Source organism: Streptomyces sp. NPDC052023, from assembly GCF_044548465.1.
GTDB lineage: Bacteria > Actinomycetota > Actinomycetes > Streptomycetales > Streptomycetaceae > Streptomyces.
Genome location: NZ_JBIUBW010000007.1, coordinates 198,239 through 219,595 on the forward strand (window position 1 = coordinate 198,239; position 21,357 = coordinate 219,595).

Annotated in this window: 17 protein-coding genes; 10 read left to right on the forward strand and 7 right to left on the reverse strand. The window is 71.4% G+C overall.

From position 1 onward, the window contains the following. Positions 1-300: 300 nt before the first annotated feature. The 4 genes from ACIHCM_RS17530 (at position 301) to ACIHCM_RS17545 (ending at position 3,243) form a co-directional block, all read left to right on the forward strand. Complete coding sequence (locus ACIHCM_RS17530; protein ID WP_399896098.1) at positions 301-453, forward strand: hypothetical protein; 153 nt, start codon at positions 301-303, stop codon at positions 451-453. 10 nt (positions 454-463) lie between these two features. Continuing rightward, entirely contained in the window at positions 464-1,615 is a 1,152-nt protein-coding gene (locus ACIHCM_RS17535) for a PP2C family protein-serine/threonine phosphatase (protein WP_399896101.1), read from the forward strand. Positions 1,616-1,678: 63 nt separating this feature from the next. Further along, positions 1,679-2,185 carry an SRPBCC family protein gene (locus ACIHCM_RS17540; RefSeq protein WP_399896104.1) on the forward strand — a complete coding sequence of 169 codons (507 nt, stop codon included), beginning with the start codon at positions 1,679-1,681 and terminating at the stop codon, positions 2,183-2,185. Continuing rightward, positions 2,185-3,243: an LLM class flavin-dependent oxidoreductase gene (locus ACIHCM_RS17545; RefSeq protein WP_399896107.1), complete on the forward strand. Its 1,059-nt coding sequence runs from the start codon at positions 2,185-2,187 to the stop codon at positions 3,241-3,243. Before ACIHCM_RS17540 ends, ACIHCM_RS17545 begins: the two co-directional genes overlap by 1 nt. A 49-nt stretch (positions 3,244-3,292) precedes the next feature. On the opposite strand, the gene ACIHCM_RS17550 is transcribed toward ACIHCM_RS17545, so the two are convergent. Then, on the reverse strand, positions 3,293-3,802 hold the full coding sequence (locus tag ACIHCM_RS17550) for a winged helix-turn-helix transcriptional regulator (protein ID WP_399896110.1): 510 nt from the start codon (positions 3,800-3,802) through the stop codon (positions 3,293-3,295). A gap of 83 nt (positions 3,803-3,885) precedes the next feature. Then, positions 3,886-5,562 (reverse strand): hypothetical protein, encoded by a 1,677-nt coding sequence (locus ACIHCM_RS17555; RefSeq protein WP_399896113.1) that lies wholly within the window; start codon positions 5,560-5,562, stop codon positions 3,886-3,888. Positions 5,563-5,879: 317 nt separating this feature from the next. Between ACIHCM_RS17555 and ACIHCM_RS17560 the strand changes: the two genes are divergently transcribed. The 4 genes from ACIHCM_RS17560 to ACIHCM_RS17575 all read left to right on the forward strand — a co-directional run bounded on the left by ACIHCM_RS17560 (position 5,880) and on the right by ACIHCM_RS17575 (position 12,385). Beyond that, positions 5,880-7,511 (forward strand): multicopper oxidase family protein, encoded by a 1,632-nt coding sequence (locus tag ACIHCM_RS17560; RefSeq protein ID WP_399896116.1) that lies wholly within the window; start codon positions 5,880-5,882, stop codon positions 7,509-7,511. A 278-nt stretch (positions 7,512-7,789) separates the two neighbouring features. Then, the gene (locus tag ACIHCM_RS17565; protein ID WP_399896119.1) at positions 7,790-9,256 is read left to right on the forward strand and encodes an aldehyde dehydrogenase family protein; all 1,467 of its coding nucleotides are present in this window, start codon (positions 7,790-7,792) and stop codon (positions 9,254-9,256) included. A 58-nt stretch (positions 9,257-9,314) separates the two neighbouring features. Further along, complete coding sequence (locus ACIHCM_RS17570) at positions 9,315-10,886, forward strand: GMC family oxidoreductase (RefSeq protein WP_399896121.1); 1,572 nt, start codon at positions 9,315-9,317, stop codon at positions 10,884-10,886. Then, entirely contained in the window at positions 10,883-12,385 is a 1,503-nt protein-coding gene (locus ACIHCM_RS17575) for an APC family permease (protein ID WP_399896124.1), read from the forward strand. Before ACIHCM_RS17570 ends, ACIHCM_RS17575 begins: the two co-directional genes overlap by 4 nt. Before the next feature lie 58 nt (positions 12,386-12,443). Here ACIHCM_RS17575 and ACIHCM_RS17580 read toward each other — a convergent pair whose 3' ends face one another. From ACIHCM_RS17580 to ACIHCM_RS17600, 5 genes are all read right to left on the reverse strand, one after another. Next, on the reverse strand, positions 12,444-13,670 hold the full coding sequence (locus ACIHCM_RS17580) for a glycoside hydrolase family 88 protein (protein WP_399896128.1): 1,227 nt from the start codon (positions 13,668-13,670) through the stop codon (positions 12,444-12,446). A gap of 82 nt (positions 13,671-13,752) precedes the next feature. Then, complete coding sequence (locus ACIHCM_RS17585; RefSeq protein ID WP_399896131.1) at positions 13,753-15,453, reverse strand: glycosyl hydrolase family 28-related protein; 1,701 nt, start codon at positions 15,451-15,453, stop codon at positions 13,753-13,755. Between the two features lie 376 nt (positions 15,454-15,829). Continuing rightward, complete coding sequence (locus tag ACIHCM_RS17590) at positions 15,830-16,270, reverse strand: peptidase M23 (RefSeq protein ID WP_399896135.1); 441 nt, start codon at positions 16,268-16,270, stop codon at positions 15,830-15,832. Positions 16,271-16,293: 23 nt separating this feature from the next. After that, complete coding sequence (locus ACIHCM_RS17595) at positions 16,294-16,761, reverse strand: hypothetical protein (RefSeq protein WP_399896138.1); 468 nt, start codon at positions 16,759-16,761, stop codon at positions 16,294-16,296. 121 nt (positions 16,762-16,882) lie between these two features. Further along, positions 16,883-20,053: an AfsR/SARP family transcriptional regulator gene (locus ACIHCM_RS17600; RefSeq protein ID WP_399896141.1), complete on the reverse strand. Its 3,171-nt coding sequence runs from the start codon at positions 20,051-20,053 to the stop codon at positions 16,883-16,885. A gap of 178 nt (positions 20,054-20,231) precedes the next feature. Between ACIHCM_RS17600 and ACIHCM_RS17605 the strand changes: the two genes are divergently transcribed. Both ACIHCM_RS17605 and ACIHCM_RS17610 read left to right on the forward strand, forming a co-directional pair. Further along, a complete protein-coding gene (locus ACIHCM_RS17605) occupies positions 20,232-20,459 on the forward strand; it encodes a hypothetical protein (RefSeq protein WP_399896144.1) in 228 nt (75 codons plus the stop codon). Positions 20,460-20,671: 212 nt separating this feature from the next. Then, a complete protein-coding gene (locus ACIHCM_RS17610) occupies positions 20,672-21,331 on the forward strand; it encodes a M15 family metallopeptidase (protein ID WP_399896148.1) in 660 nt (219 codons plus the stop codon). Positions 21,332-21,357: the final 26 nt, after the last annotated feature.

Genomic DNA, 21,357 nt, shown 5'->3' on the forward strand with positions numbered 1-21,357 from the left:
ACCGTAGAGCGCCCACCCCCACAACCGTCCGGGACACGTGCGGACATCGGGGAGCCGGCCCAAGCCCACCCGGACACCGCCCAGCCCCCGCCCGGGCAGCCAGCCGAGAAGCACCCATCACAAGCGGACGAAACGCGGCCGGCCTCCTCCCGGCCGAGACCCGCCCGTGCGCAGTCGCCGGTCCCGTCGGGCGAGAGCCGGCCCTCGCCCGCGTGGCCGGACACGGAGCGACCGGCGTCCTCCCAGCCTCAGGAGTCGCCGTCAGCGGCCCCTCAGCCCGACCGTACGCCGCTGCCGGCGATGGTCGACCTCGACGTATGGCTGCGCAGCCTCGCCGCTCAGCTCAGCCGGATCGAGGCCGCTCTGCCCGAGACGTTCCGCCGGGCGGGGCGCGGTACGGCGCAAGCTGACGTGGCCGGACCGGCGTCCCGCCCCGGCGGGCAAGGGAGTTAGGGCGCGCACGGTGACCAGCCGGAACCTCGCCGCCGCGCTGCGGCCTCCGTCCCCCCGCCGGGGTTGGGTGTGGTGGCTGCCGCTCATCGCGGTGGCCGTCGACGTACTCGCCGAGTTCGCCGTTCACGGACGGGAGCCGGTGAGTTTCATGCTCATCGCTGTCCCCCCACTGGCCGCGGCGACGCGCGGGCCTTGGGGCACCGCGCTGTCGGCCGTGGTGTGCCTGGGCCTGGAGATGTGGATGGCCGCCCGCCGTGTGGGCCACTTCGGCGAGCAGCACCACATCGCCATGTATGTCGCCACGCTCCTCATCGGGGTCGCCAGCGTCGCCCTGTCCTGGCAGCGGGAGCGGACGCGCCGGCATCTGATCCGGGCGAACTCCGTCGCCGAGGCCATGCAGCGAACTCTGCTGCGCCCCGTACCACGCCGGTTGGGCCCAGTACGCGCCTCCGCCTTCTACGAGGCCGGAGAGGGCGGCACACTGGTCGGCGGTGATCTGTACGACGTGTGCGAAACGCCTTTCGGCGTGCGGGCCATCATCGGTGACGTCCGCGGCAAGGGGCTGAACGCCGTCCAGACCGTGGCGGCGGTGCTGGGCAGCTTCCGGGTGTCCGCCCACGAGTGGCAGAGTCTGAGCAGCCTGGCGGAGCGGCTGGAGCTCAGCATCGCGCGCAACAGCCCGGCCGGCGACGACGGCGACCCCGAACTGTTCGTGACCGCCCTGGTGATGGAGTTCCCGGCGGACGGCGGCGAGGTCCGCGTCGTCGACCGGGGCCACCCCGCTCCGCTGGTGATCGGCCCCGAGGGCGTCCGGCGACTGGCCACGGCGCCCGGGCTGCCGCTGGGGCTGGGCGGGCTGGCGGGGCGGGAGGACGACACGACGGTGCACGCGCTGGGCGCCGGCGAGGTGCTCGTCGTCTACACCGACGGGATCAGCGAGGCGCGCGACGCGGACGGCGTCTTCTACCCGGTGCTGGAACGTCTCACGGCACGCTTCCGCGGCGAACGCGCCCCCGCGCCCGAGACGGTCGTGTCCTTCCTTCGCACCGACTCCCAGCAGTGGTCGGCCCGGTCCGACGACGACGACCGCGCCGCCCTCGCCCTCTCCCTGGCCGCTCCGGCCGTCCCCATCTCGGCCCGCGCCGACCGCTCACCCCCTTGACCATCTAAGTCTCATTACGCAACTCTACTGCCATCGAGCCTTGCCGACGAGGAGGCGAACACGATGGAGTGGACGGGTGCGCGGTATGCGGACACCCCGACGGTCGAGGTCACCACATGGGTCGATGCCCCACCGGAGCGCGTCTGGGAGCTGGTCTCCGACGTGACCCGCATGCCGGGCACCAGCGTGGAGCTGCGATCGGTGGACTGGGTCGGCGGCGCCGTCGGGCCCGGCGTGGGGGCGCGGTTCCTCGGACGCAGCGCCCATCCGGATCTCGGGGAGTGGGAGACCGTGTCGACCGTCGTCGAATGCGAACGCCCGAGGGTCTTCGCGTGGGCGGTCGTCGACCCGGAGAACCCCACGGCCGTGTGGCGGTTCCGGCTGACGCCGAAGGATGGCGGGACCGAGCTGTCGCAGTGGGTGCAGATGGGCCCTGCCCCCTCCGGGCTGTCCTTGGCGATCGAGGCCATGCCGGACAAGGAACAGAAGATCGTGTTCGTGCGCATGCGGGAGTTCGAGCGGAACATGACGGCCACGCTGGAGCACATCAAGCAGTGGGCGGAGGCGTGATGCGAACGGCGACGACGGTCGAGGCGGCGAGCTTCGGCACCTGGTCCCGGCAGGCCGACTTCGTCGTCGAGGCGGAGAAACTGGGGCTCGACATCTGCTGGGTGGCCGAGGCCTGGGGCTCGGACGCCCCGTCCGCGCTGGGCTTCTACGCTGCCCGCACGGAACGGATGCTGCTCGGCTCGGGGATCATGCAGGTCGGCACCCGCACTCCGGTCGCCCTCGCCCAGACGGCCATCACCCTGTCCAACCTCTCCGGCGGACGCTTCCTGCTGGGCCTCGGCCCCTCCGGCCCCCAGGTGATGGAGGGCCTGCACGGCGTGCCGTTCGCCCGCCCCCTGGCCCGCGTCCGCGAGACCGTCGACATCGTGCGGCAGGCGATCGCGGGCGGCAAAATCGCCCACGCGGGCTCGGAGTTCCGCATTCCGCTGCCCGGTGGGGAGGCCGTCCCCATGCGGCTGTCCATGCGGGCCGAGCACCCCGTCCCGCTCTATCTGGCCGCACTGTCACCGGCCATGCTCAAGCTCACCGGGCAGGTGGCGGACGGCTGGCTCGGCACCAGCTTCGTCCCCGAGGGTGCGGCCGAGGCCTACTTCGCTCCGCTGCAGGAGGGTCTGGCCGCCGCCGGGCGCAGCCGCGCCGACTTCGACGTCTGCCAGGGCGCGGAAGTCTCCTTCGCGCCGGACGAGGAGGCGCTCGGCGCCATGGTCGCCGGCCGCAAGAAGGAACTCGCCTTCAGCCTGGGCGGCATGGGTTCGGCGTCGACCAATTTCTACAACCGTGCCTACAGCCGTCAGGGCTGGGCCGAGGTGGCGGCGGAGGTACGGGAGCGCTGGCAGACGGGTGACCGGGACGGTGCCACCTCCCTGGTGACCGACGAGATGGTGCTCGCCACCACGCTCATCGGCACCGAGGAGATGGTGCGCCAACGGCTGCGGGTCTGGCGGGATGCCGGTGTGGACACGGTCCGTCTCTACCCGGCGGGCGAGACCCTCCAGGCCCGGCTCGACACGCTGGGCCGGGCGATCGAGCTGGTCCGCGAGGTCGACGGCGGGGCATGAGGCGCGACCGCGGGACGGCTCGCACAGCGCTCCGGCAGCGACGTCGGCGTCAGCGGTTCGGGGCGACGCCGAATCGCGCCTGCACGTCGGGGCGCTCCAGCAGGCGCGCGGGGTAACCGGGTCCGGTGCGCACGGCCACGTCCGCGTGCCGCAGCGGTTCGCCGCAGGAGGAACACACCACCTGGGGCTGCGTGTCGTGGTCGCAGGCGGTGTGGCGCATGGTCACGGGGACGCCCTCCTCGCCGGCCAGCCAGCGGTCGCCCCAGGCGTTGATCGCGGCCAGGACGCCGAAGAAGTCACGGCCCTTCTCCGTCGGCAGGTACTCGTGGCGGACCGGCTCGGTCCGGTAGACGCGGCGCTCCAGGAGCCCCGCGTCCTCCAGACGCCGCAACCGGTCGGCGAGGGTGTTGCGGGCGATGCCGAGCGAGCCGATGAAGCCGTCGAAGCGCGACTCGCCGTAGAAGACCTCACGCAGCACGAGCAAGGTCCAGCCGTCGCCGAGGATGTCCACCGTGCGAGCGATCGAGCAGGGCCAGCCATCGAAAGACGTCCGTCTCATGCGTTCGACCATAACAGTCTCATGATGAGATGCGGTGGTCGCGGGCGGACCGCACGAGACCCACGGGGCACTGTCCGGCATGGTCAGCGGGCCTTTTTCAGGGTGACCTTTCCGGCCTTCTTGGTGAACAGGGCGCCACCGACGCTCATCGACACCAGCAGGTTGTACTTTCCGGGCGGGACACTCGACACGTCGACTCCTTCGGCCCCGGTGGTGAAGAAGCCGAAGTCGTAGTTGCCGAGGTCTCCTGGCAGCTTGTGCGGCCGTACGGCGTCGGGGTTCTTCTTCGCGGCCAGCGGGAACGCATGGCATCCCTGCCTTCCCTCGAGCACCAGGTAGTAGAAGGCGTGCGTGTCACGGTCGGCATTCCTTCCGGGCAGGAAGCAAACACCCTCGGCATGGATGTTCCCGCCTCGCTCCTCCGCCTTCCCCGCGGAGAAGCACACCCCGGCGAAATCCGTTCCGACGATGCTCCGCTTGACCAGCTTGAGGCCGCCCTTGCCACCGCGGAAGAGAAGTTCGCAGTCACCGAGGGCCTGCCGCCGGTCCGTCGCGTTCTGCGAGATCAGCCGGGTACGCCGTTCGATCCCCTCGTCCTCGCTCGCGATGCAGACGGAGACGTCGTAGGTGCCCGGCGGGAGTTCACCGAAGGTCAGCTCGCCCTGCGTGGTGAATCCGCCCATGGCGTACTCACAGAAGTACTCGTCGAAGTAGTCCCGGTAGAGCCTGATCTCCTGGGTGGCTTCCAGCGGGTACGTCCAGGTCTCGCCGTCCTTCTCCAGGACGAGCCGCTTGGTCTCGGCGGTCGGGCCGTCGGGCGACACACCGGGCAGGAAGGCGTGTCCCTTCAGCCGCAGCTGCCCGTCCGCGAACTCGGCGCGCTGGAGCAGGGCCAGGGCCGTGTCGCGCTGCCGAAGCTCGGCGAGGTACTCGGCGGCCGCCTCCGGGTCCTCGGAGCCGGCGCCTGTCGTGACCTCGCCCCAGCGGGGTGCGGCACCCTCCGTCAGGGAGTACACGATGCTCAGGATCGACGGCAGGGCCTGCCGGACCACCTCGTCGTGTCGTCGCACGGTGGGAGATTCGACGAAGAGGAAATTGAAGTTCTCGTATTCCCGCAGGGCGGGAAGGTAGTGCTGGACTTCCTGCTCGTACTGGTAGTCGCCGGGCGAGGAGATCACATATATGTTCCGCTTGAGATCCGTCTTCTCCGCGAGGAGGTCCTTCATGACGGCGTCCATGACCGCGACGTTCTCGTCCGGCTGTCCCTCGCCCAGGACGGCGTCTCCGAGCTGTCCGTGACCCTTCGAATAGCTTCCCAGGAAGTACTGGGGCGTTGAGGCCACGATGTTCTTGTAGTCGTACTTCAGGCCGTAGTAGAGCGCGGCGCTGCCACCTTTGGAAGCACCGAGGAGGGTCACCTCGTCCCGGGTCACCCGCAGCCGCCTCATGTGGTCCTCGATGAGGGCCTGTATGGATTCCGTGACGGAGAAGTCCATGTTCCTGGCCACGTAGTAGGAAGCCCCGCCGTCGAAACGGTCACGGATCCTGAGGACGTTGCATTTGACGCTGTCCAGCGCGTTCCCGAAACCGTACGGGCTGCCCACGGAGGAGAAGACGACGAGCAGGTGCCGGTGGTCACCCTGGGCCGGACGGAACTGGAACTCGACCGGCCATTTACCGTGCACCTCCACGCTCTCCTTGTAGGCGCGGTTCCGGTGCGTCGCGTAGTTGGGCGACAGCGGAGGCAGGGCGTTCTTCATGACGGTATGCGGACTCTCTGGCCAGGTGCTCGGACGGGCGACGCTCCGGCGGAGTATACGGAGTGTCCACCTGATGGCCAGCCAGAAGCCGCCGGACGGTCACCACCGAGGGGCCGGACGGGAAGCTGCGGCGGCCACAGCGGCTCGGTGTATGCGCGCCGGCGAGATCGCCGACCGGGTCCCGCCGGCGCCCCGCCGCGATGTCGGTCATGCCCAGGGTGGCGCCGGCGCTGCTCCCCTCGGGCGGTGCCCGTGATTCGTGAGACGCGCCGCTCCGGTTCTCACATATAAGCGCACAAAACAGGTCTTATACATTCATGCAGAAATTTACGCGGCGCACCTTGCTCGGTGCCTCGATCGTGGCCGCCGGATCGGGAACCCTGACCGCCTGTTCCGGGTCCGGGTCCGGCGCACAGCCCGAGGGCGGGGCCACCGGCCGGCGGGGCGCCAGGCACAGCAGCGGCAACTTCATCCCCAAGGGACCCAAGGGATACGTCAACCCGTCCGATCCCGAGGTTCTCGCAGCCGAGAAGAAGCGCGGGGCGGGTCCCGTCCGCAAGTTCAAGCTCACCGCCACCGAGACGACCGTCGACCTGGGCGGGCGGTCCGTGAGGACCTGGACGTACGGCGATGCGCTGCCCGGGAAGGAGATCCGGATCGCGGCCGGCGACGTCCTCGAGATGACGCTCGCCAACCACCTGCGCGAGGCGACGACGCTGCACTCGCACGGTATTCGGATGCGCTGCGACATGGACGGCGTGCCGGGCCTGACCCAGCGCTCCATCGGGGCCGGTGAGGACTTCACCTACCGGTTCGCCGTGGAGCATCCGGGCACCTACTGGCTGCACTCGCACTCGGGCATGCAGCTCGACCGTGGCCTGTACGCCCCGCTGATCGTCGAGGACCCCAAGGAGCCCTTGTCCTACGACAAGGAGTGGGTCCTCGTCCTGGACGACTGGGTGGACGGCGTGTCCGGGTCCACTCCGGACCGCGTACTCGCCCAGTTGCACGGCGGCGAGCACGCGCCGATGGACATGGGTGAGGGCGCCCACGGGCCGGAGCGCGGCAAGTCCGCCGGGCCGCAGGAGTCGCCGTCCGCCAGGTCCGCCGGTCCGGACCGCGTCCTGCGGGATTCGTACAGCCGCGTGCTGCAGAGCATGGGCGGCAACGTCGACTATCCGCACTACCTGATCAACGGCCGCCTCCCGGAGGCTCCCTCGGTCTACCGGGCCCGCCCCGGGGACCGTATCCGGCTGCGGATCATCAACGCCGGGGGCGACACGGCCTTCCGGGTGGCACTGGGCGGCCACGAGATGACGGTGACCCACACGGACGGCTACCCGGTCGAGCACACGAGGACGGACGCGCTGCTGCTCGGCATGGCCGAACGCTACGACGTGATGGTCACGGCAGGGGACGGGGTGTTCCCGCTGGTGGCGATCGCCGAGGGCAAGGGCGCGAGGACGATGGCGGTGCTGCGCACGAGCAGCGGGTCGATCCCCCCGCCCGACGCGCACCCGGACGAACTCGACGGCATGCTCGTGCCGGCCCGGCGACTGCGCCCGCACGAGTCGGTCGCCTTCAGCGACGACGAGCCGGACCGTGAGATGCGCATCAAGCTGACCGGTGGCATGGAGAACTTCGACTGGGGCTTCGACCACGAGCCCTACTCCATCGAGAAGCGCATCCCGGTCCAGGAGGGTGAGCGTGTCCGCATCAGTCTCATCAACGCCACGGACATGTGGCACCCCGTGCACCTGCACGGCCACACGTTCGCCCTCACCGGCATCGACGCGGTCGGAGCCCGCAAGGACACCGCCCACGTGCTGCCGCACCGCAAGCTCGTCATCGACTTCTACGCCGACAACCCGGGCCTGTGGATGCTGCACTGCCACAACCAGTACCACTCCGAGTCCGGCATGATGACCATCCTCGGCTACCGCAAGTGACCTTGCCCGCGCGCGTTCGCGGGACATGAGTACCCGGTGGCTCCCGCTCCGGGGTCCCGGCCGCGTGCCGGGACCCGGCCGGGCCGGTCCCCCTCAGGACATCCGCTCGACGCCCCGCCCTCCAGCAGGGCACGCAGATCCGTAGCCCACCCGGGTCCTCCTGAGCCACCCGGGTGCCGTGGCGGCGGTGCGGCACGTGGCCGCCGCCCCCCTCGTGGGCCATGTTGCTGACCGTCGAACAGAGAGCGGCAGCGGCCGGATGCGAAGGAGGCCCCGCGGTGGGTGAGCTGTACATCGACGGCGAGTGGACACAGGCGGCGGCCGGCGGGCGGCGGGACGTGGTCAACCCCTACGACGCCTCCGTGGTCACGACCGTCGACGAGGCCGACGCCACCGACGTGGACCGTGCGGTGCGGGCCGCGCGGCGTGCCTTCCGCGAGGAGGACTGGGCCGGCGCTCCCTCCCGCCGCCGGGCCGACCTCCTGCTGCGCGTGCACGGCCTGCTGCTGCGCGACAAGGAGGAGATCGCCCACACCGAGACCCTCGACACCGGCAAGACGCTGACCGAGGCACGCATCGACGTGGAGGACGTGGCGAACGCCTTCCGCTACTTCGCCGAGCTCGCGGGCAAGGACGCCGGCCGGGTCGTGGACGTCGGCCCGGACGTCCTCAGCCGCGTCGTCTACGAGCCGATCGGCGTGTGCGCGCTCATCGCGCCCTGGAACTACCCGCTGCTGCAGGCCTCCTGGAAGGTGGCCCCGGCGCTGGCCGCCGGAAACACCTTCGTCCTCAAACCCAGCGAGACCACACCGCTCACCACCGTCGCGATGATCCGGCTGATCGAGGAGGCCGGCGCACCGCCCGGCGTCGCCAACCTGGTGCTGGGCTCCGGAGCGACCGTGGGAGCGGCCCTGACCCGCCATCCCGAGGTGGACCTGGTGTCCTTCACCGGCGGTCTGTCCACCGGACGGGCCATCATGGCGAGCGCCGCCGAGGGGCCGAGGAACATCGCCCTGGAACTGGGCGGCAAGAACCCCAACATCGTCTTCGCGGACGCCGACTTCGAGGCCGCGGTGGACCACGCGCTGGACGCCGCCTTCCTGCACTCCGGGCAGGTCTGCTCGGCCGGGTCACGTCTGCTGGTCCAGGACTCGCTGCACGACCGGTTCGTCGACGCCCTCGCCCGGCGGGCGCGGGCGATCCGGCTCGGCAGCGGCCTGGAGGAGGGTACCGAGAGCGGCCCGCTGAGCTCCGCCGAGCACCGCGAGAAGGTCGAGGGCTACATCGCCATCGGCAAGGAGGAGGGCGCCCGGCTCGTCACCGGCGGCACCCGCCCCGACGACCCCGCCCTGAGCCGGGGCTTCTTCCTGCTGCCGGCCGTCTTCGCCGACTGCGACCGGTCGATGCGCATCGTGCAGGAGGAGGTCTTCGGCCCGGTGGTGACCGTCGAGCGCTTCCGCACCGAGGAGGAGGCGCTGGAACTGGCCAACGACACCCGTTACGGCCTGGCCGGCGGTGTGTGGACGTCGGACGCGAGCCGCGCCCAGCGCGTCGCCCAGCGGCTGCGGCACGGCACCGTGTGGATCAACGACTTCCACCCCTATGTGCCGCAGGCCGAGTGGGGCGGCTTCGGCCGCTCCGGCGTGGGGCGGGAGCTGGGCCCCACCGGGCTGCGCGAGTACCAGGAGGCCAAGCACATCTACCAGAACCTCTCCCCCGCCCCCTCCGGCTGGTTCAAGGGCTGACAGGCAGTACCCACGTCGTCGGCCCCCTGTCATGACGGCCACCGAAGAAAGGCACCGCATGGCCTCCACCACCGCGCACGGCGCCGAGTCCGCCTACGACTACGTCATCGTCGGCGGCGGCACCGCGGGCTGCGTGCTCGCCGCCCGTCTGAGCGAGGACCCCGACTGCCGGGTCTGTGTCGTCGAGGGCGGCCCCAGCGATGCCGGCGACGAGCGCATCCTGCGCCTGCGCAACTGGATCAACCTGCTCGGCTCGGAGTTCGACTACGGCTACACCACCGTCGAGCAGCCGCGCGGCAACTCCCACATCCTGCACTCACGCGCCCGTGTGCTCGGCGGCTGTTCCTCCCACAACACCCTGATCAGCTTTCTGCCGTTGCCCGAAGACCTCGACGACTGGGTCGTCAGGGGCTGCTCGGGCTGGGACCCCGCGACGATCCTCCCGTACCGCGACCGGCTGCTCACCGAGATCGTCCCGGTGGCCGAGGCCGACCGCAATCCCATCGCAAGGGACTTCGTGACCGCGGCCGCCCGCGCCCTCGGTGTCCCCGTCGTCGAAGACTTCAACGCCGAGCCCTTCGCCGACGGCACCGGCTTCTTCTCGCTGGCCTACCGGCCGGAGGGCAACCTGCGCTCCTCCGCGTCCGTCGCGTACCTCCACCCCGTCATGGACCGGCCGAACCTCACCGTGCTCCTGGAGACCTGGGCACATCAGCTGCTCCCCGACGAGTCGGGACGGCTGACCCGCGTCGCGGTCCGCGGGGCCGACGGCCGGCCCGCCACCGTGCGCGCCGGGCGTGAACTCCTGCTGTGCGCCGGTGCCATCGACACGCCTCGCCTGCTGATGCTCTCGGGCGTCGGGCCCGCGGACGCCCTGCGGGAGCTGGGCATCGACGTGAGGGCGGACCTGCCGGGCGTGGGGGAGAACCTGCTGGACCATCCCGAGTCCGTGATCGTCTGGGAGACGGCCGGCCCGCTGCCGCCCAACTCCGCGACGGACTCGGACGCCGGTCTGTTCCTGCGCCGCGACAAGAGCCGGCCGCGCCCGGACCTGATGTTCCACTTCTACCAGGTGCCGTTCACCGTCAACACCGAACGCCTGGGCTACCCCGTGCCGCGGCACGGAGTGTGCATGACGCCGAACGTGCCGCGCGCCCGCTCCACCGGCCGCATGTGGCTGCGCAGCGCCGACCCCGCCGAGCATCCCGCCCTGGACTTCCGGTACTTCACCGACCCGGACGGCCACGACGAGCGCACGATCGTGGACGGTCTGAAGGTCGCCCGCGAGGTGGCTGCCACCGATCCGCTGCGCGACTGGCTCGTCCGCGAGGTCGCGCCCGGTCCGGACGTGGTGTCCGACTCCGCCCTGTCGGAGTACGGGCGCCGTGCGGCGCACACCGTCTACCACCCGGCCGGCACCTGCCGGATGGGCGCCCCGGACGACGCGATGGCCGTCTGCGACCCCGAGCTGAGGCTGCGCGGGGTCGAGGGCGTGCGGATCGTCGACGCGTCGGTGTTCCCGGCAATGCCCACGATCAACCCCATGGTGACCGTCCTGCTGGCCGCCGAACGCGCCGCCGATCTGCTCACCGGCCGCCCCGGTCCGGCGGGCGGGGAGGCGGGGCGGTGACCCATCCACAGTCCCCCGCGCCCGCGCCCGGCGCGTCCGGCGGGGAGCCCGGCTCGGAGTTCCGCAAGGACATGGGCCCCTGGGCCAACTTCGCCCTCGGCTTCACCTACCTCTCCCCCGTGGTGAGCACGTACACCCTCTTCGGCACCGCGCTCGCCACGGGCGGGCCACCGATGATCTGGGCGTTTCTGCTCGCCGGGTGCGGGCAGTTCCTGGTGGCGCTGGTCTTCGGCGAGATCGTCGCCCAGTACCCCATCGCCGGCGGTGTCTACCCCTGGGCCCGGCGGCTGTGGGGCAAACGCTGGGCGTGGATGACCGGCTGGGTGTACATGTGGGCGCTGCTGGTGACCATCACCTCGGTCGCCTACGGCGCCGGCCCCTACATCGCCATCCTCTTCGGCTTCGCCCCGACCGTGCACACCACCGTGCTGTGCACCGCCGTACTCATCGTCGTCGCCGTCGTCATCAACTACGCGGGCACCAAGGCACTGTCGGCGGCGGCCCTGATCGGTTTCGTCGGTGAGCTCGTCGGCGCCCTAGTCGTCGGCGTGTACCTGCTGGTCACCCATCGCGCCCACGGTCTCGGCGTCATCTTCGACACCTACGGCACCCAGGGGGACGGCTCCTATCTGCCGGTGTTCCTGGCGGCGGCCATCATCGGCTTCTACCAGTACTACGGCTTCGAGGCGTGCGGCGACACCGCCGAGGAGGTCGCCCGTCCCGGCAACGTCATCCCTCGTGCGATGCGCCGCACCATCTACATCGGCGGCGCCGCGGCGACGTTCACCTGCCTGTCGCTGCTGCTGTCGGTCGCCGACTACCGCGCGGTCATCTCGGGCGAGGACCCCGACCCGGTGGTGCGCGTACTGTTCGACGCCATGGGTGAGTTCGGGGCCCGGGCGGTGATGGCCGTGGTGCTGATCTCCTTCCTCTCCTGCACCATCAGCCTCCAGGCCGCGGCCGGACGGCTCATCTACTCCTACGCCCGCGACGAGATGATCGTCGGGCACCGGCTGCTGCGGCAGTTCTCCCATGCCCGCGCGGTACCGGGATACGCGCTGCTCGTGTCGGCCGCGGTGCCGCTGCTCATCGCCTTCGGTTCGCTGGTCTCCGAGGACGCCCTCACCAACATCGTCTCGTTCGCGATCCTCGGTATCTACGGCTCGTTCCAGATGGTGGTCCTGGCCGCGCTGCGCGCGCGGCTCAAGGGGTGGCGTCCGCTCGGTGAGTTCACCCTGGGCCGCTGGGGCCTCGCGGTGAACGCCGCCGCTCTGGCGTACGGCATCTTCGCCATCGTCAACATCGCCTGGCCCCGCAACCCGCAGGATCCGTGGTTCGAGAACTGGATCGTGCTGCTGTGCGGCGCGGTCGTGGTGGTCACCGGCCTGCTGTACATGTTCACCACCCACCACTACGGCCGCGGCGGCGCACCGGCCGGCGACGCCGTCCCCTCCGACGAGAGCATGGCTGCGAACGGCCCCCGCCGGCCCCGGACATGACGCGGCCCGGTCCGGCAGATCCGCGACCGACCGGGGCCGTAGTGGTGGGCGACAGGCGTCAGACGGACGACAGGTCGATCGCGCGGTCGATCTCCTGGGGGCGCAGTACGCGCAGGATGCCCTCCAGGAGGTAGTAGTCGGCGTAGGGCAGGGAGATCTCGATGCCGTCCTCGGCCGGGCGGTTGCGGGTGCAGCGGGCCACCACCGCCTCGGCGCGGGGCGACTTCCTGGTCAGGCAGGTTCGTGACAGGGCGGTGAGCAGGCGCAGCGCCACGTCCCGGTAGTGGGCGCGGCCGGTGACGGCGGCCAGGTCGAGCAGTCCGCACGCCGTGATCGCGCCGGCCGAGGCGTCCTTGATGTCGTGGGGCTGCTGGGGCGCGCGGTAGTCCCAGACGGGCACGTCGTCCGGGCTCAGCGCCCCGATCGCGAAGTCGGCGAGCCGGCGCGCGGTGGTCAGGAACTGCGCGTTGCCCGTGCGCCGGTACATGGTGGTGAAGCCGTAGAGGCCCCATGCCTGCCCCCGCGCCCAGCACGAGGTGGCGCTGTAGCCCTGAACGGTGTTCGGGCCGATCGGCGCACCGGTCGCGGGGTCGAAGTCGAAGACGTGCGGGGTCGAGCCGTCCGGGCGCAGGAAGACCCGCTGAGCCGTGGTGGCGTGCTGCACGGCGATGTCGAGGTACTTGGCGTCGCCCGTCTGCTTGCCGGCGAAGGCGAGGAGATCGAGGTTCATCATCGTGTCGATGATGACGCGGCCCGCGTTGCTGGGATCGTCCAGCGCTCCCCACGCGCGCAGGAAGCGTCCCCGGGGGTTGTACCGCTGGATCAGCGAGTCGGCGGCCCTGATCGCACCGGCCCGCCAGCTGTCGTCACCTGTCAGGCGCCATGCGGTGACCCAGGAGGGACAGAACAGGAAGCCGAGGTCGTGGGTGGTGGTGTCGTACTGGCGGGGCGCGAGCCGACGCGCCGAGTCCAGCGCCAGGGTGCGCAGCGCGTCGTCTCCGGTGTGCAGGTGCGCCATCCACAGCGTTCCCGGCCAGAATCCGCCCACCCAGTCGCCGTTCTGGGAGTACACCCACTTCTCGAATCTGGTCCCGACCGGGAACGCGCGCACGCCTGGTGCGACCGAGGCGATCTTCTCCACCGCGTAGTCGGCCGCCGCGCGCAACTCGCGCAGGGACGAGGCCTGCGAAGTCCTCTCTGCTGCGCCTGCGGCCGGGGCCGGGACACCGGCCCCGGCCGCGGTGGCGACCGCCGTGGCAAGGACCGTACGCCGGGAAGGGCTCATGTTGCCTACTCCATCAACTGGGGGAAAGGGGAGCGGGGTCGAGCGGGGCAGTTCGTGAAGCGCGACGGGGAGCGCTCGGGCGTCAGTCGTCGCGCAGTGCCCGTTGCGCGCTGTACAGGTTGCGGGGGCGCACCACGTCCGTGGTGCCGTACAGCTCCAGGCGGGAGTTCAGTTCGCCCGTGAAGTCGGGCACGTCGATCTGGCCGGACTCCGTGACCTCGTTGATGCCGACCGTGGCGGATCGGGGTGCCAGGCCGTCGATCCTCATCAGTCCCGCGCGGCCGTTGGTGACGCGGATGTTCCAGTGCGCGAAGCGTGCGCCGAACAGCGGGCCGGCGCTCGCGTCGCCGCCGTGACGGCCGTTGTTGTTGACGGTGATGTCGGTGCGCACATTGGCGAAGGGCATGCCCCGGTGGCTGTCGAAGGTGCCCATCTCCATCACGCCGCGCGACCAGACGTTGTACGAGGACAGGCCCTCGACGTTGATGCCGTGCAGTTGCGTGCCGGAGGGAGCGGGAGTGGTGCGCTGCTCGATGGTGAAGTCCTCGACGAGGTTGTCGTGCGAGCCCTCCCGGCAGAAGTACGGGTGATGGGTGCCGCGTCCCGCCACCCGGGTGCGGCGCAGCGTGCACGCGGAGGCGGCGACCAGGCCGAACCCGTTGTCGACGTGCCGCACCGTCACGTCGTCGGCCCAGCAGTCGTAGGCGCACTGGAGGACGACGCCGTTGTGCCCCTTGTCGAGCAGGTGCGGGGCCTGCGGGGTCTGAACGGCCTCCAGCGTGAGGCCCTCGACGCCCGCCCCCGTGAGCGGGGTCACGAGGGTGGTCAGCCGGGGCTGCCACTCGGGGCGCACATCGAGCGGAAGGGGCCTTTCGAGAGTGATGTCACGGCCGCGGACGCGCGTGACGCGGACGGGCCACTCGTAGGGCACGTACGAGGTCAGTTTCGTCTTGTCGTCCCAGACGTACGCCTCCGGGCCCGGTCCGCCGCCCGCCATGTGTTCCAGCAGGGTGTGGCCGGCGTCGTCGCAGAGGCGGAGCAGGACCAGGGTGCCGGGACGAAGCTGTGCGGCGTCGGCGACCCGCACGGTCCAGGAGCCCTGCCGCGCGGGCTCGACCGCGGTGAGGGTGCGGAATTCGTCCCGCCGGTTTCCGGTCCAGCCCTCGAAGGGCCACTGCTTCGCCTGTATCGCCGCCACCAGCGATGTCCAACGTGCCTGCGGGGCGAGCCAGATGAGGCCGCCCGCCCAGGACCAGGAGGACTTGTCGCCGCCGTACCGTGACCCGTAGACACCGATCAGTTCGGTGAGATTCCGTGTCGCGTACAGGGTGGTACGGCCGCTGCCCGCGCCCCGGAGCACGACGCCGGAATGGCCGATGCGGATCAGATCGTCGATGCGGAACGTGCCCGGCGGGAGGGTGACCGTGCCACCACCGGCCCGTCCGGCGGCGGCGATGGCACGGTTGATGGCGGGAGCGGAGTCGGCCGTACCGTCCGCGACGGCTCCGTACTCCCGTACGTCGGCCACGACCGGGCGGCGGGGCAGGCGCGCGGCTCCCCCGCGGCACCCCGCGCGGCCCACGTAGGGGATCTGCGGGTGGGCGTAGGGGTTCTGGGCGAACTCCCGCCAGAGGGTGGGCACTTGCGCATTCGCTCTGGCGGGGGTGGCCGCGGCCGTGCCGGCGCCCGCCGTCACGAGCGCGGCACCGGCGAGCAGCCCTCGTCTGGTGATCCCTCCGGCGGGGTGCGCGTCGCCGCTCCCCGGGCGCTGGTCTGCCGTCACGGGCCGGCTCCCTTCGCGTCCTTGGCTCCTGTGTGTTCCGTCGTGAACTTCGCACCACAAGGCGGTAATTCATATACATGAACAACGAGCGCACCGAGCCGGCGCTGCGCGAAAGCTCCCCACGGGCGAGCTATAACGTGGCCCCTCCCCTGGACCACGTCAACCCCGCAGACGAGAACGTGTCTCAGAAACGACTCTTCCGCGCGACCCGTTGCCCCGCGGGTCGTGCCCGCATACGCTCACACGACCTTGAAAGTGAATCACATTCATGGATATGAATCAGGACGGCATTCCGCAGTACCCGCCCCAACGAAACGGGGCTGCCCGGTGTCCCCCCGTGAGGTGGACACCGGGCAGCCCCGTGTGCCTGTGGTGATCACCAGGCGCAGTCGGGCACCCCGGCGATCTTCTCGCCGCCCTGGATGTAGATGTTGCTGACCCAGCCGATCTTCCCGTCCGCCAGCTCGACCAGCGTCCACCAGCGGTTGCTGTATCCACTGTCGTGGATGGTCTCGCCCACCCGCTGACAGTGCCCCTTGGCCGTCGTGCGGGAGACGGTCGCGACGACGGTGGGACACGAGGCGCGCGAGGGGTGGAAGACGCAGTCCGCGTCCGCGCCGTCGTGACGGACGTTCACGTTCGTCGCCCAGATGTAGACGGATGTGCGGGCCGCCGACGCGTCTGCCCGCGACGCGTCTGCCGCAGCGGCCGTGACGGAGGGCCGCTCGGGTGCCGCCGAAGCGGCCGGGGCCAGGGTCAGGAGCCCGGCAGCCAGCGCGGTGGCGGTCATCGCCCTGACCAGACGTCCTGTGCTCATGCTGCCTCCGGATTCCGGGCGGTTCAGATGTACTCGCAGTCGATGGTGGGGTCCGAGGGGCTGTCGACCGGCGCACCAGGCACCGGACGGTTGTTGGAGCCGCCGCCGGCGTACACCGCCGAGATCCAGCCAAGGGTCCTGCCCGGCGTGATGATCTGGACCCAGTAGGTGTTGGTGTAGGGGCCGTCGGTCACGCGGCCGGCCTCGCCCGCGTCCACCTGGCAGTAGGCCTTGACCCGGACCCGCGTGAGCCGCTCGGTGGTGGCGAGGTCGCAGGACGTGCTCTGGCACGAACGCACCCGTACGTCGCTGGCCCACACGTACACGGATCCGCTCGGCGGGTGTGCGGCCGCCGGCTGGGCGAGCGTCAGCAGAATCGAGGCGGCGACCACGACGAGCCCGGCCAGGGAGCGCAGCGCCCTGAAGGCGGAGCGGCGTCCCTGTCCGTCCCGGTGCCTGCGTACGTCCGTCCGTCGTGCCGTCTTCAGCATGGTGGTCCTTTCCCGGCGGTGGTCGCGGAGCGGCGGGGCTGCCGCGCCGTCCACCCTGCCGACGGGAGGTGATCACCTGCCGTATGACTGCCTCGCCGGGTCGTTCCTCTCGCGCAGGGCCTCAGCGTTCTGGCCAGGCGTGCGGCTCCAGGGGTTCCAGGGCCTCGCGGCTGCCCAGGTCGCGGAAGATGTGGTGCGCCTCCTCCTCCAGTTCGCGCCCCGCCCGGTCCGCCCCCTTGCCCAGTTCCGCGCGGGCCAGGTCACGCAGGGTGCGGGCACGCCACAGGGGCAGCGCGAGTTTCTCCCACAGGCCGAGCGCCTGCCGCAGCGTCTCGGTCGCGGTCTCCCAGTCGGACGCGGCCAGGTGCCACTCGCCGATCGTGCGCAGGACGAGAGCCTCCCCGAACATGTCCTGGCGCTCACGTGTGATCTCCAGGCACCGGTCGAGACGTTCCCGGGCCTCGGTCAACCGGCCCTGCCGGAACTCGACCTTGGCCAGGGACTGACTGGCGTACATCACGCCGAAGGCGTCGTCCGTCTCCTCGAAGATGCCGAGGGACCGGCGCAGCAGGGACTCGGCGCCGGGCAGGTCTCCCCGCGCCCGGTGACACAAACCCAGTGAGCGCAGCGCGAGCGCTTCGCCGTGCCGGTCCCGGGCGGTCACGTACAGCCGGTGCGCCTGGGAGAGGGCCTCCCATGCGTCGTCGTGGCGGCCCTGGTCCCGGTGCACGCATCCGATGCCGTACAGCACATGGGCCTTCGCCGCGTTGTCCTCCGGCTCCCGGTACTGTTCGAGCGCCGAGGTCAGCAGGGTCAGGGCTTCGGCGAAGCGGGCCTGTTCGCGGCGGGCCGCGCCCATGCCGGCCAGCGCCTGCGCGCGACCACAGCGGACGGCCCGCTCCTCGAACAGGCGCAGTGCCGCGGCGAAGAACGCGTGAGCCTCGTCGAAGCGGTCCTGCTCCAGCCGGAGTTGGCCGAGTCCGGTGAGCAGCCAGGCCTCGCCCTCGACGTCACCGCCGCGGCGTACCGCCTCCAGGGCCACGTCGTGGGAGCGGGACCAGGCGTCGAACTGGTTGTAGAGCGCCGCGGAGGCGGCCATGAGGGCGGCGGCGAGTTCGCGGGCCGCGTCGGACATGCCGTGCTCGGCGCAGTGCGTCACCGCGGCCAGCAGGCAGCGCTGCTCGGCGGCGAACCACGCGGTCGGCTCGCCCCCCAGGTCCTCCGGTGCGTCGGCCGTGGCGCCCGGGAGGAGACGTGAGGCGCCGCCCGGGCCGCGCGCTGCCGCGGCGCGTGCCATGCCCAGCCAGCGTGCGACGAGCCTGCGTACCGCCGTCTCGCGCTGGTGCGGGTCCTCGTCGGCCAGACAACGCTCCCGGGCGTGCTCGCGCGCGAGATCGTGGATGCGGTAGCGGGTCCGCCCCGTCTCGTCGGTGCGGACGACCTCCACGAAATGGCAGTCGACGAGTCGTTCCACGGCGTCCTCCGCCTCGTGTGCGGGCACGTCGAGGAGCGGCCCGGCGACCCAGGAGGCGAAGTCGGGCAGGTCCATCAGGGCAAGGCGGCGCAGGGCGCGCTGCTCCGGTGCGTCGAGGTCGGCGTAGCCGAGCCCGAGGCTCGCGCGCACCTCGAGGTCGCCCGCCTGCAGTTCGTCGAGGCGGCGGCGCTCGTCCTGGAGGCGGGCGGCGAGCCGGGCCGGCGTCCAGTGCGGGCGGGCGGCGAGACGGGCGCCCGCGATGCGCACGGCGAGCGGGAGCCGCCCGCACAGGGCGACGATCTCGGCGGCCTGGCTCGTCTCCAGGGTGGGACGGGTCGGGCCCGCCACACGGGCCAGCAGGTCCAGTGCCTCCGACTGCGAGGGCACCCCGAGATCGAGGTGGGTGGCGCCTTCCAGGGCGATCAGCCGGCGGCGTGCGGTGATCAGCACGGCCGAGCCGCCGCCCGGTGGCAGCAGGGGGCGCAGCAGCGCTTCACCGACGGCGTTGTCGAGGATGAGCAGGACCCGGCGGCGCGCGATGTGCGTACGGTACAGGCCGAGGAGGTCCTCCTCGTCGCGGGCCTCGGTGTCGGGGTCCATCCCGAGGGCGCGCAGCAGCCGGGCCAGGGCGTCCACGGTCCGCACGGGCTCGAAGTCCGAGGCGCGCAGGTCGACGAAGAGCTGCCCGTCGGGGAAGAGTGCGGCGGTGCGGTGGCCCACGTGGACGGCCAGGGCCGTCTTGCCTGTGCCCGGCCTGCCGGAGATCACGCCGATGGGCGGCGCGGTGCGCCGCGGGTCGCGCACCTGTTCCAGGAGGGCGGTCGCCCAGGCGATCTGCTCGGTTCGTCCTATGAAATCGGCGACGTCGGGAGGTAGTTGGGACGGAACGAGCCGGTGTGTGTCGTCGTGGGGCTGCTGAGGGGCGTGGGGTGACGGTGTGTCCGGGCCGGTAACCGGGCCGGCCGCCGCCCCGGTGGGTACGTGCCCCTGCCCGGGGGGCGGGGCCGCGTGGCGGGCCGGGGTCCCCAGCACCGCCGTGTCCGCCTGGAGCAGGGCCCGGTGCAGTGCCCGCAGTTCCGGGCCGGGGTCGAGACCCAGCTCGGTGCGGAGCAGGCGACGGCCCTCGTCGTAGCAGCGCAGTGCGTCGGCGACGCGTCCGGTGCGGAACAGCGCGGTCATCAGCTGGCCGCGCGGGCGCTCCCGCAGGGGGTTGGCGGCGACGTGCGCGACCAGTTCGGCGACGAGATCCGTGCGCCGGTCCAGGGCCAGTTCGGCGGCGAAGCGGAACTCCTGGGCCTCCAGCCGGAGTTCCGTCAGGCGCATCGCCTCGACGCGCGCGAAGCTCTGGCCGAGCCCTTCCAGGGCGTCCTGGCCGCGCCAGAGACGCAGGGCCGCCTGGAGGGTCTCGACGGCCTCCTCGGCCCGCCCGTCACGGGCCGCGTTCCGGCCGGCCGTGCACGCCTCCTCGAAGCGCCGGGCGTCGACTGCGGAGGGCGGGAACTCGGCGACGTAGCCCGGGGACCGGGTGCGGATCGCGTCGCCGCCCTCCCTGCCGGTCAGGGCGCGGCGCAGTCCCGAGACGTGCGTGGCGACGAGCGCCCGCGCGGTGGCGGGCGGCTCCTCCTCCCAGACCAGGTCGACCAGCCGCTCGGCGGACAGCACCTCACCGAGATGCACGACGAGAGCGGCGAGTATCGCCGTCGGTTTCGCACCGTTCAGCGAAATCCGCTGCCCTCCGCTCGACACCTCGACCGGACCCAGAAGGCGAACGTCCAACGTGTCCCCCGAATTCACGTTCCCGCGAGTCAGGGACAACATACCGGCACCCACGGACAGGCATGCCTGATACCGCACTGCCTTCTTCTCCGGCAGAGCGGTACGGCGGCCGGATGGCCGGAAATCGCTGGGTGTCCGGTGAGAATTCCTCCCAATTCACGGATGAGGCTGTCCGGCTTTCAACCTGGGGACGGAGGTGGGGACATCTCCGTATGAGCGCGTGCCGGAGCGAACGCATACGGCCGGCTTCCCCGGGCTGTCCCTGATCGCGGCCGCCCCGGCCCGGCAGGCGGCGGGCACGATCCGGGTATACGTCTGGGCGAACGACGTGAACATGCGCGGGTGCGCCGCGTACTCCTGCCCGCCGTACAGCGGAATCAAGGTCAGCCGGATGTACGTCACGGCGTACTGCCAGAACACGGGTGACACCGCCAAGGACGGCCCCTAGGAGAACAATTACCGGGTTCAGGTGGACGCAGGCGGACCCCGCGGCTGGATCAGCGCGGTGTACGTGCGCGGGGGCGGGAATTACGACCCCATTCCCACAGTTTCCGAGAACTTCGAAGACTGCTTCTGACGAGCGCCACCGGGCGGCGCCCTGCAGAGGGTTCTGCAGCGGATCTGCATCGAACTTGCAGGGCCCACCGCCACGCTGTGAGCGTGACGGACATCATCCTGCTTTCGGACCACCGGGTGGCCGGGACCCAAGTCGCCGACAACGGCGAGCCCTTGGTCGACACCCGCGAGGTCTCCACGCTGCGTGTCGACGCGCGGAAGGCCGACGACGACGGCTCGTACGCGCATGTCAGGGCCGGCGTCCTGCGCCGGCTGCTGCTCGCCCAGGACGCCCTGCCCTCCGGCGTCCGGCTGCTGCTGGTGGAGGGCTTCCGGCCGCCCGCGCTGCAGCGCCGCTACTTCGACGAGTACGCGGCCGCACTGCGCACCGCCCACCCGGACGCCCGGCCCGACCGGATACGGGAGCTGGCCAGCGCGTACATCTCGCCTCCGGAGGTCGCCCCGCACGTCAGCGGCGGCGCGGTGGACCTGACGCTCTGCACCGCCGACGGCGCGGAACTCCCCCTCGGTACCGAGGTCAACGCCACTCCCGAGGAGAGCGAGGGCCGCTGCCGCACCGGCGCGCCCGGCATCGGCGCCGAGGCCCGTGCCCACCGGACGGTGCTGAGCCGGGCGATGACGGCCGCGGGCTTCGTCAACTACCCGACCGAGTGGTGGCACTGGTCGTACGGAGACCGGTACTGGGCGCTGATGACCGCGGCGCCGGCGGCCGAGTACGGGCCCGCCACCCTGACCCGCCCGTAGAGCCGCTGGCCCGGAGGCGCGGGCCC

Bases quoted from the DNA above. Each gene is read 5' to 3' on its own strand.
- ACIHCM_RS17600 (WP_399896141.1), bottom strand. From the start codon at position 20,053: ATGTTGTCCCTGACTCGCGGGAACGTGAATTCGGGGGACACGTTGGAC.
- ACIHCM_RS17560 (WP_399896116.1), top strand. From the start codon at position 5,880: ATGCAGAAATTTACGCGGCGCACCTTGCTCGGTGCCTCGATCGTGGCC.
- ACIHCM_RS17550 (WP_399896110.1), bottom strand. From the start codon at position 3,802: ATGAGACGGACGTCTTTCGATGGCTGGCCCTGCTCGATCGCTCGCACG.
- ACIHCM_RS17590 (WP_399896135.1), bottom strand. From the start codon at position 16,270: ATGAGCACAGGACGTCTGGTCAGGGCGATGACCGCCACCGCGCTGGCT.
- ACIHCM_RS17570 (WP_399896121.1), top strand. From the start codon at position 9,315: ATGGCCTCCACCACCGCGCACGGCGCCGAGTCCGCCTACGACTACGTC.
- ACIHCM_RS17545 (WP_399896107.1), top strand. From the start codon at position 2,185: ATGCGAACGGCGACGACGGTCGAGGCGGCGAGCTTCGGCACCTGGTCC.
- ACIHCM_RS17555 (WP_399896113.1), bottom strand. From the start codon at position 5,562: ATGAAGAACGCCCTGCCTCCGCTGTCGCCCAACTACGCGACGCACCGG.
- ACIHCM_RS17580 (WP_399896128.1), bottom strand. From the start codon at position 13,670: ATGAGCCCTTCCCGGCGTACGGTCCTTGCCACGGCGGTCGCCACCGCG.
- ACIHCM_RS17540 (WP_399896104.1), top strand. From the start codon at position 1,679: ATGGAGTGGACGGGTGCGCGGTATGCGGACACCCCGACGGTCGAGGTC.
- ACIHCM_RS17530 (WP_399896098.1), top strand. From the start codon at position 301: ATGGTCGACCTCGACGTATGGCTGCGCAGCCTCGCCGCTCAGCTCAGC.
- ACIHCM_RS17595 (WP_399896138.1), bottom strand. From the start codon at position 16,761: ATGCTGAAGACGGCACGACGGACGGACGTACGCAGGCACCGGGACGGA.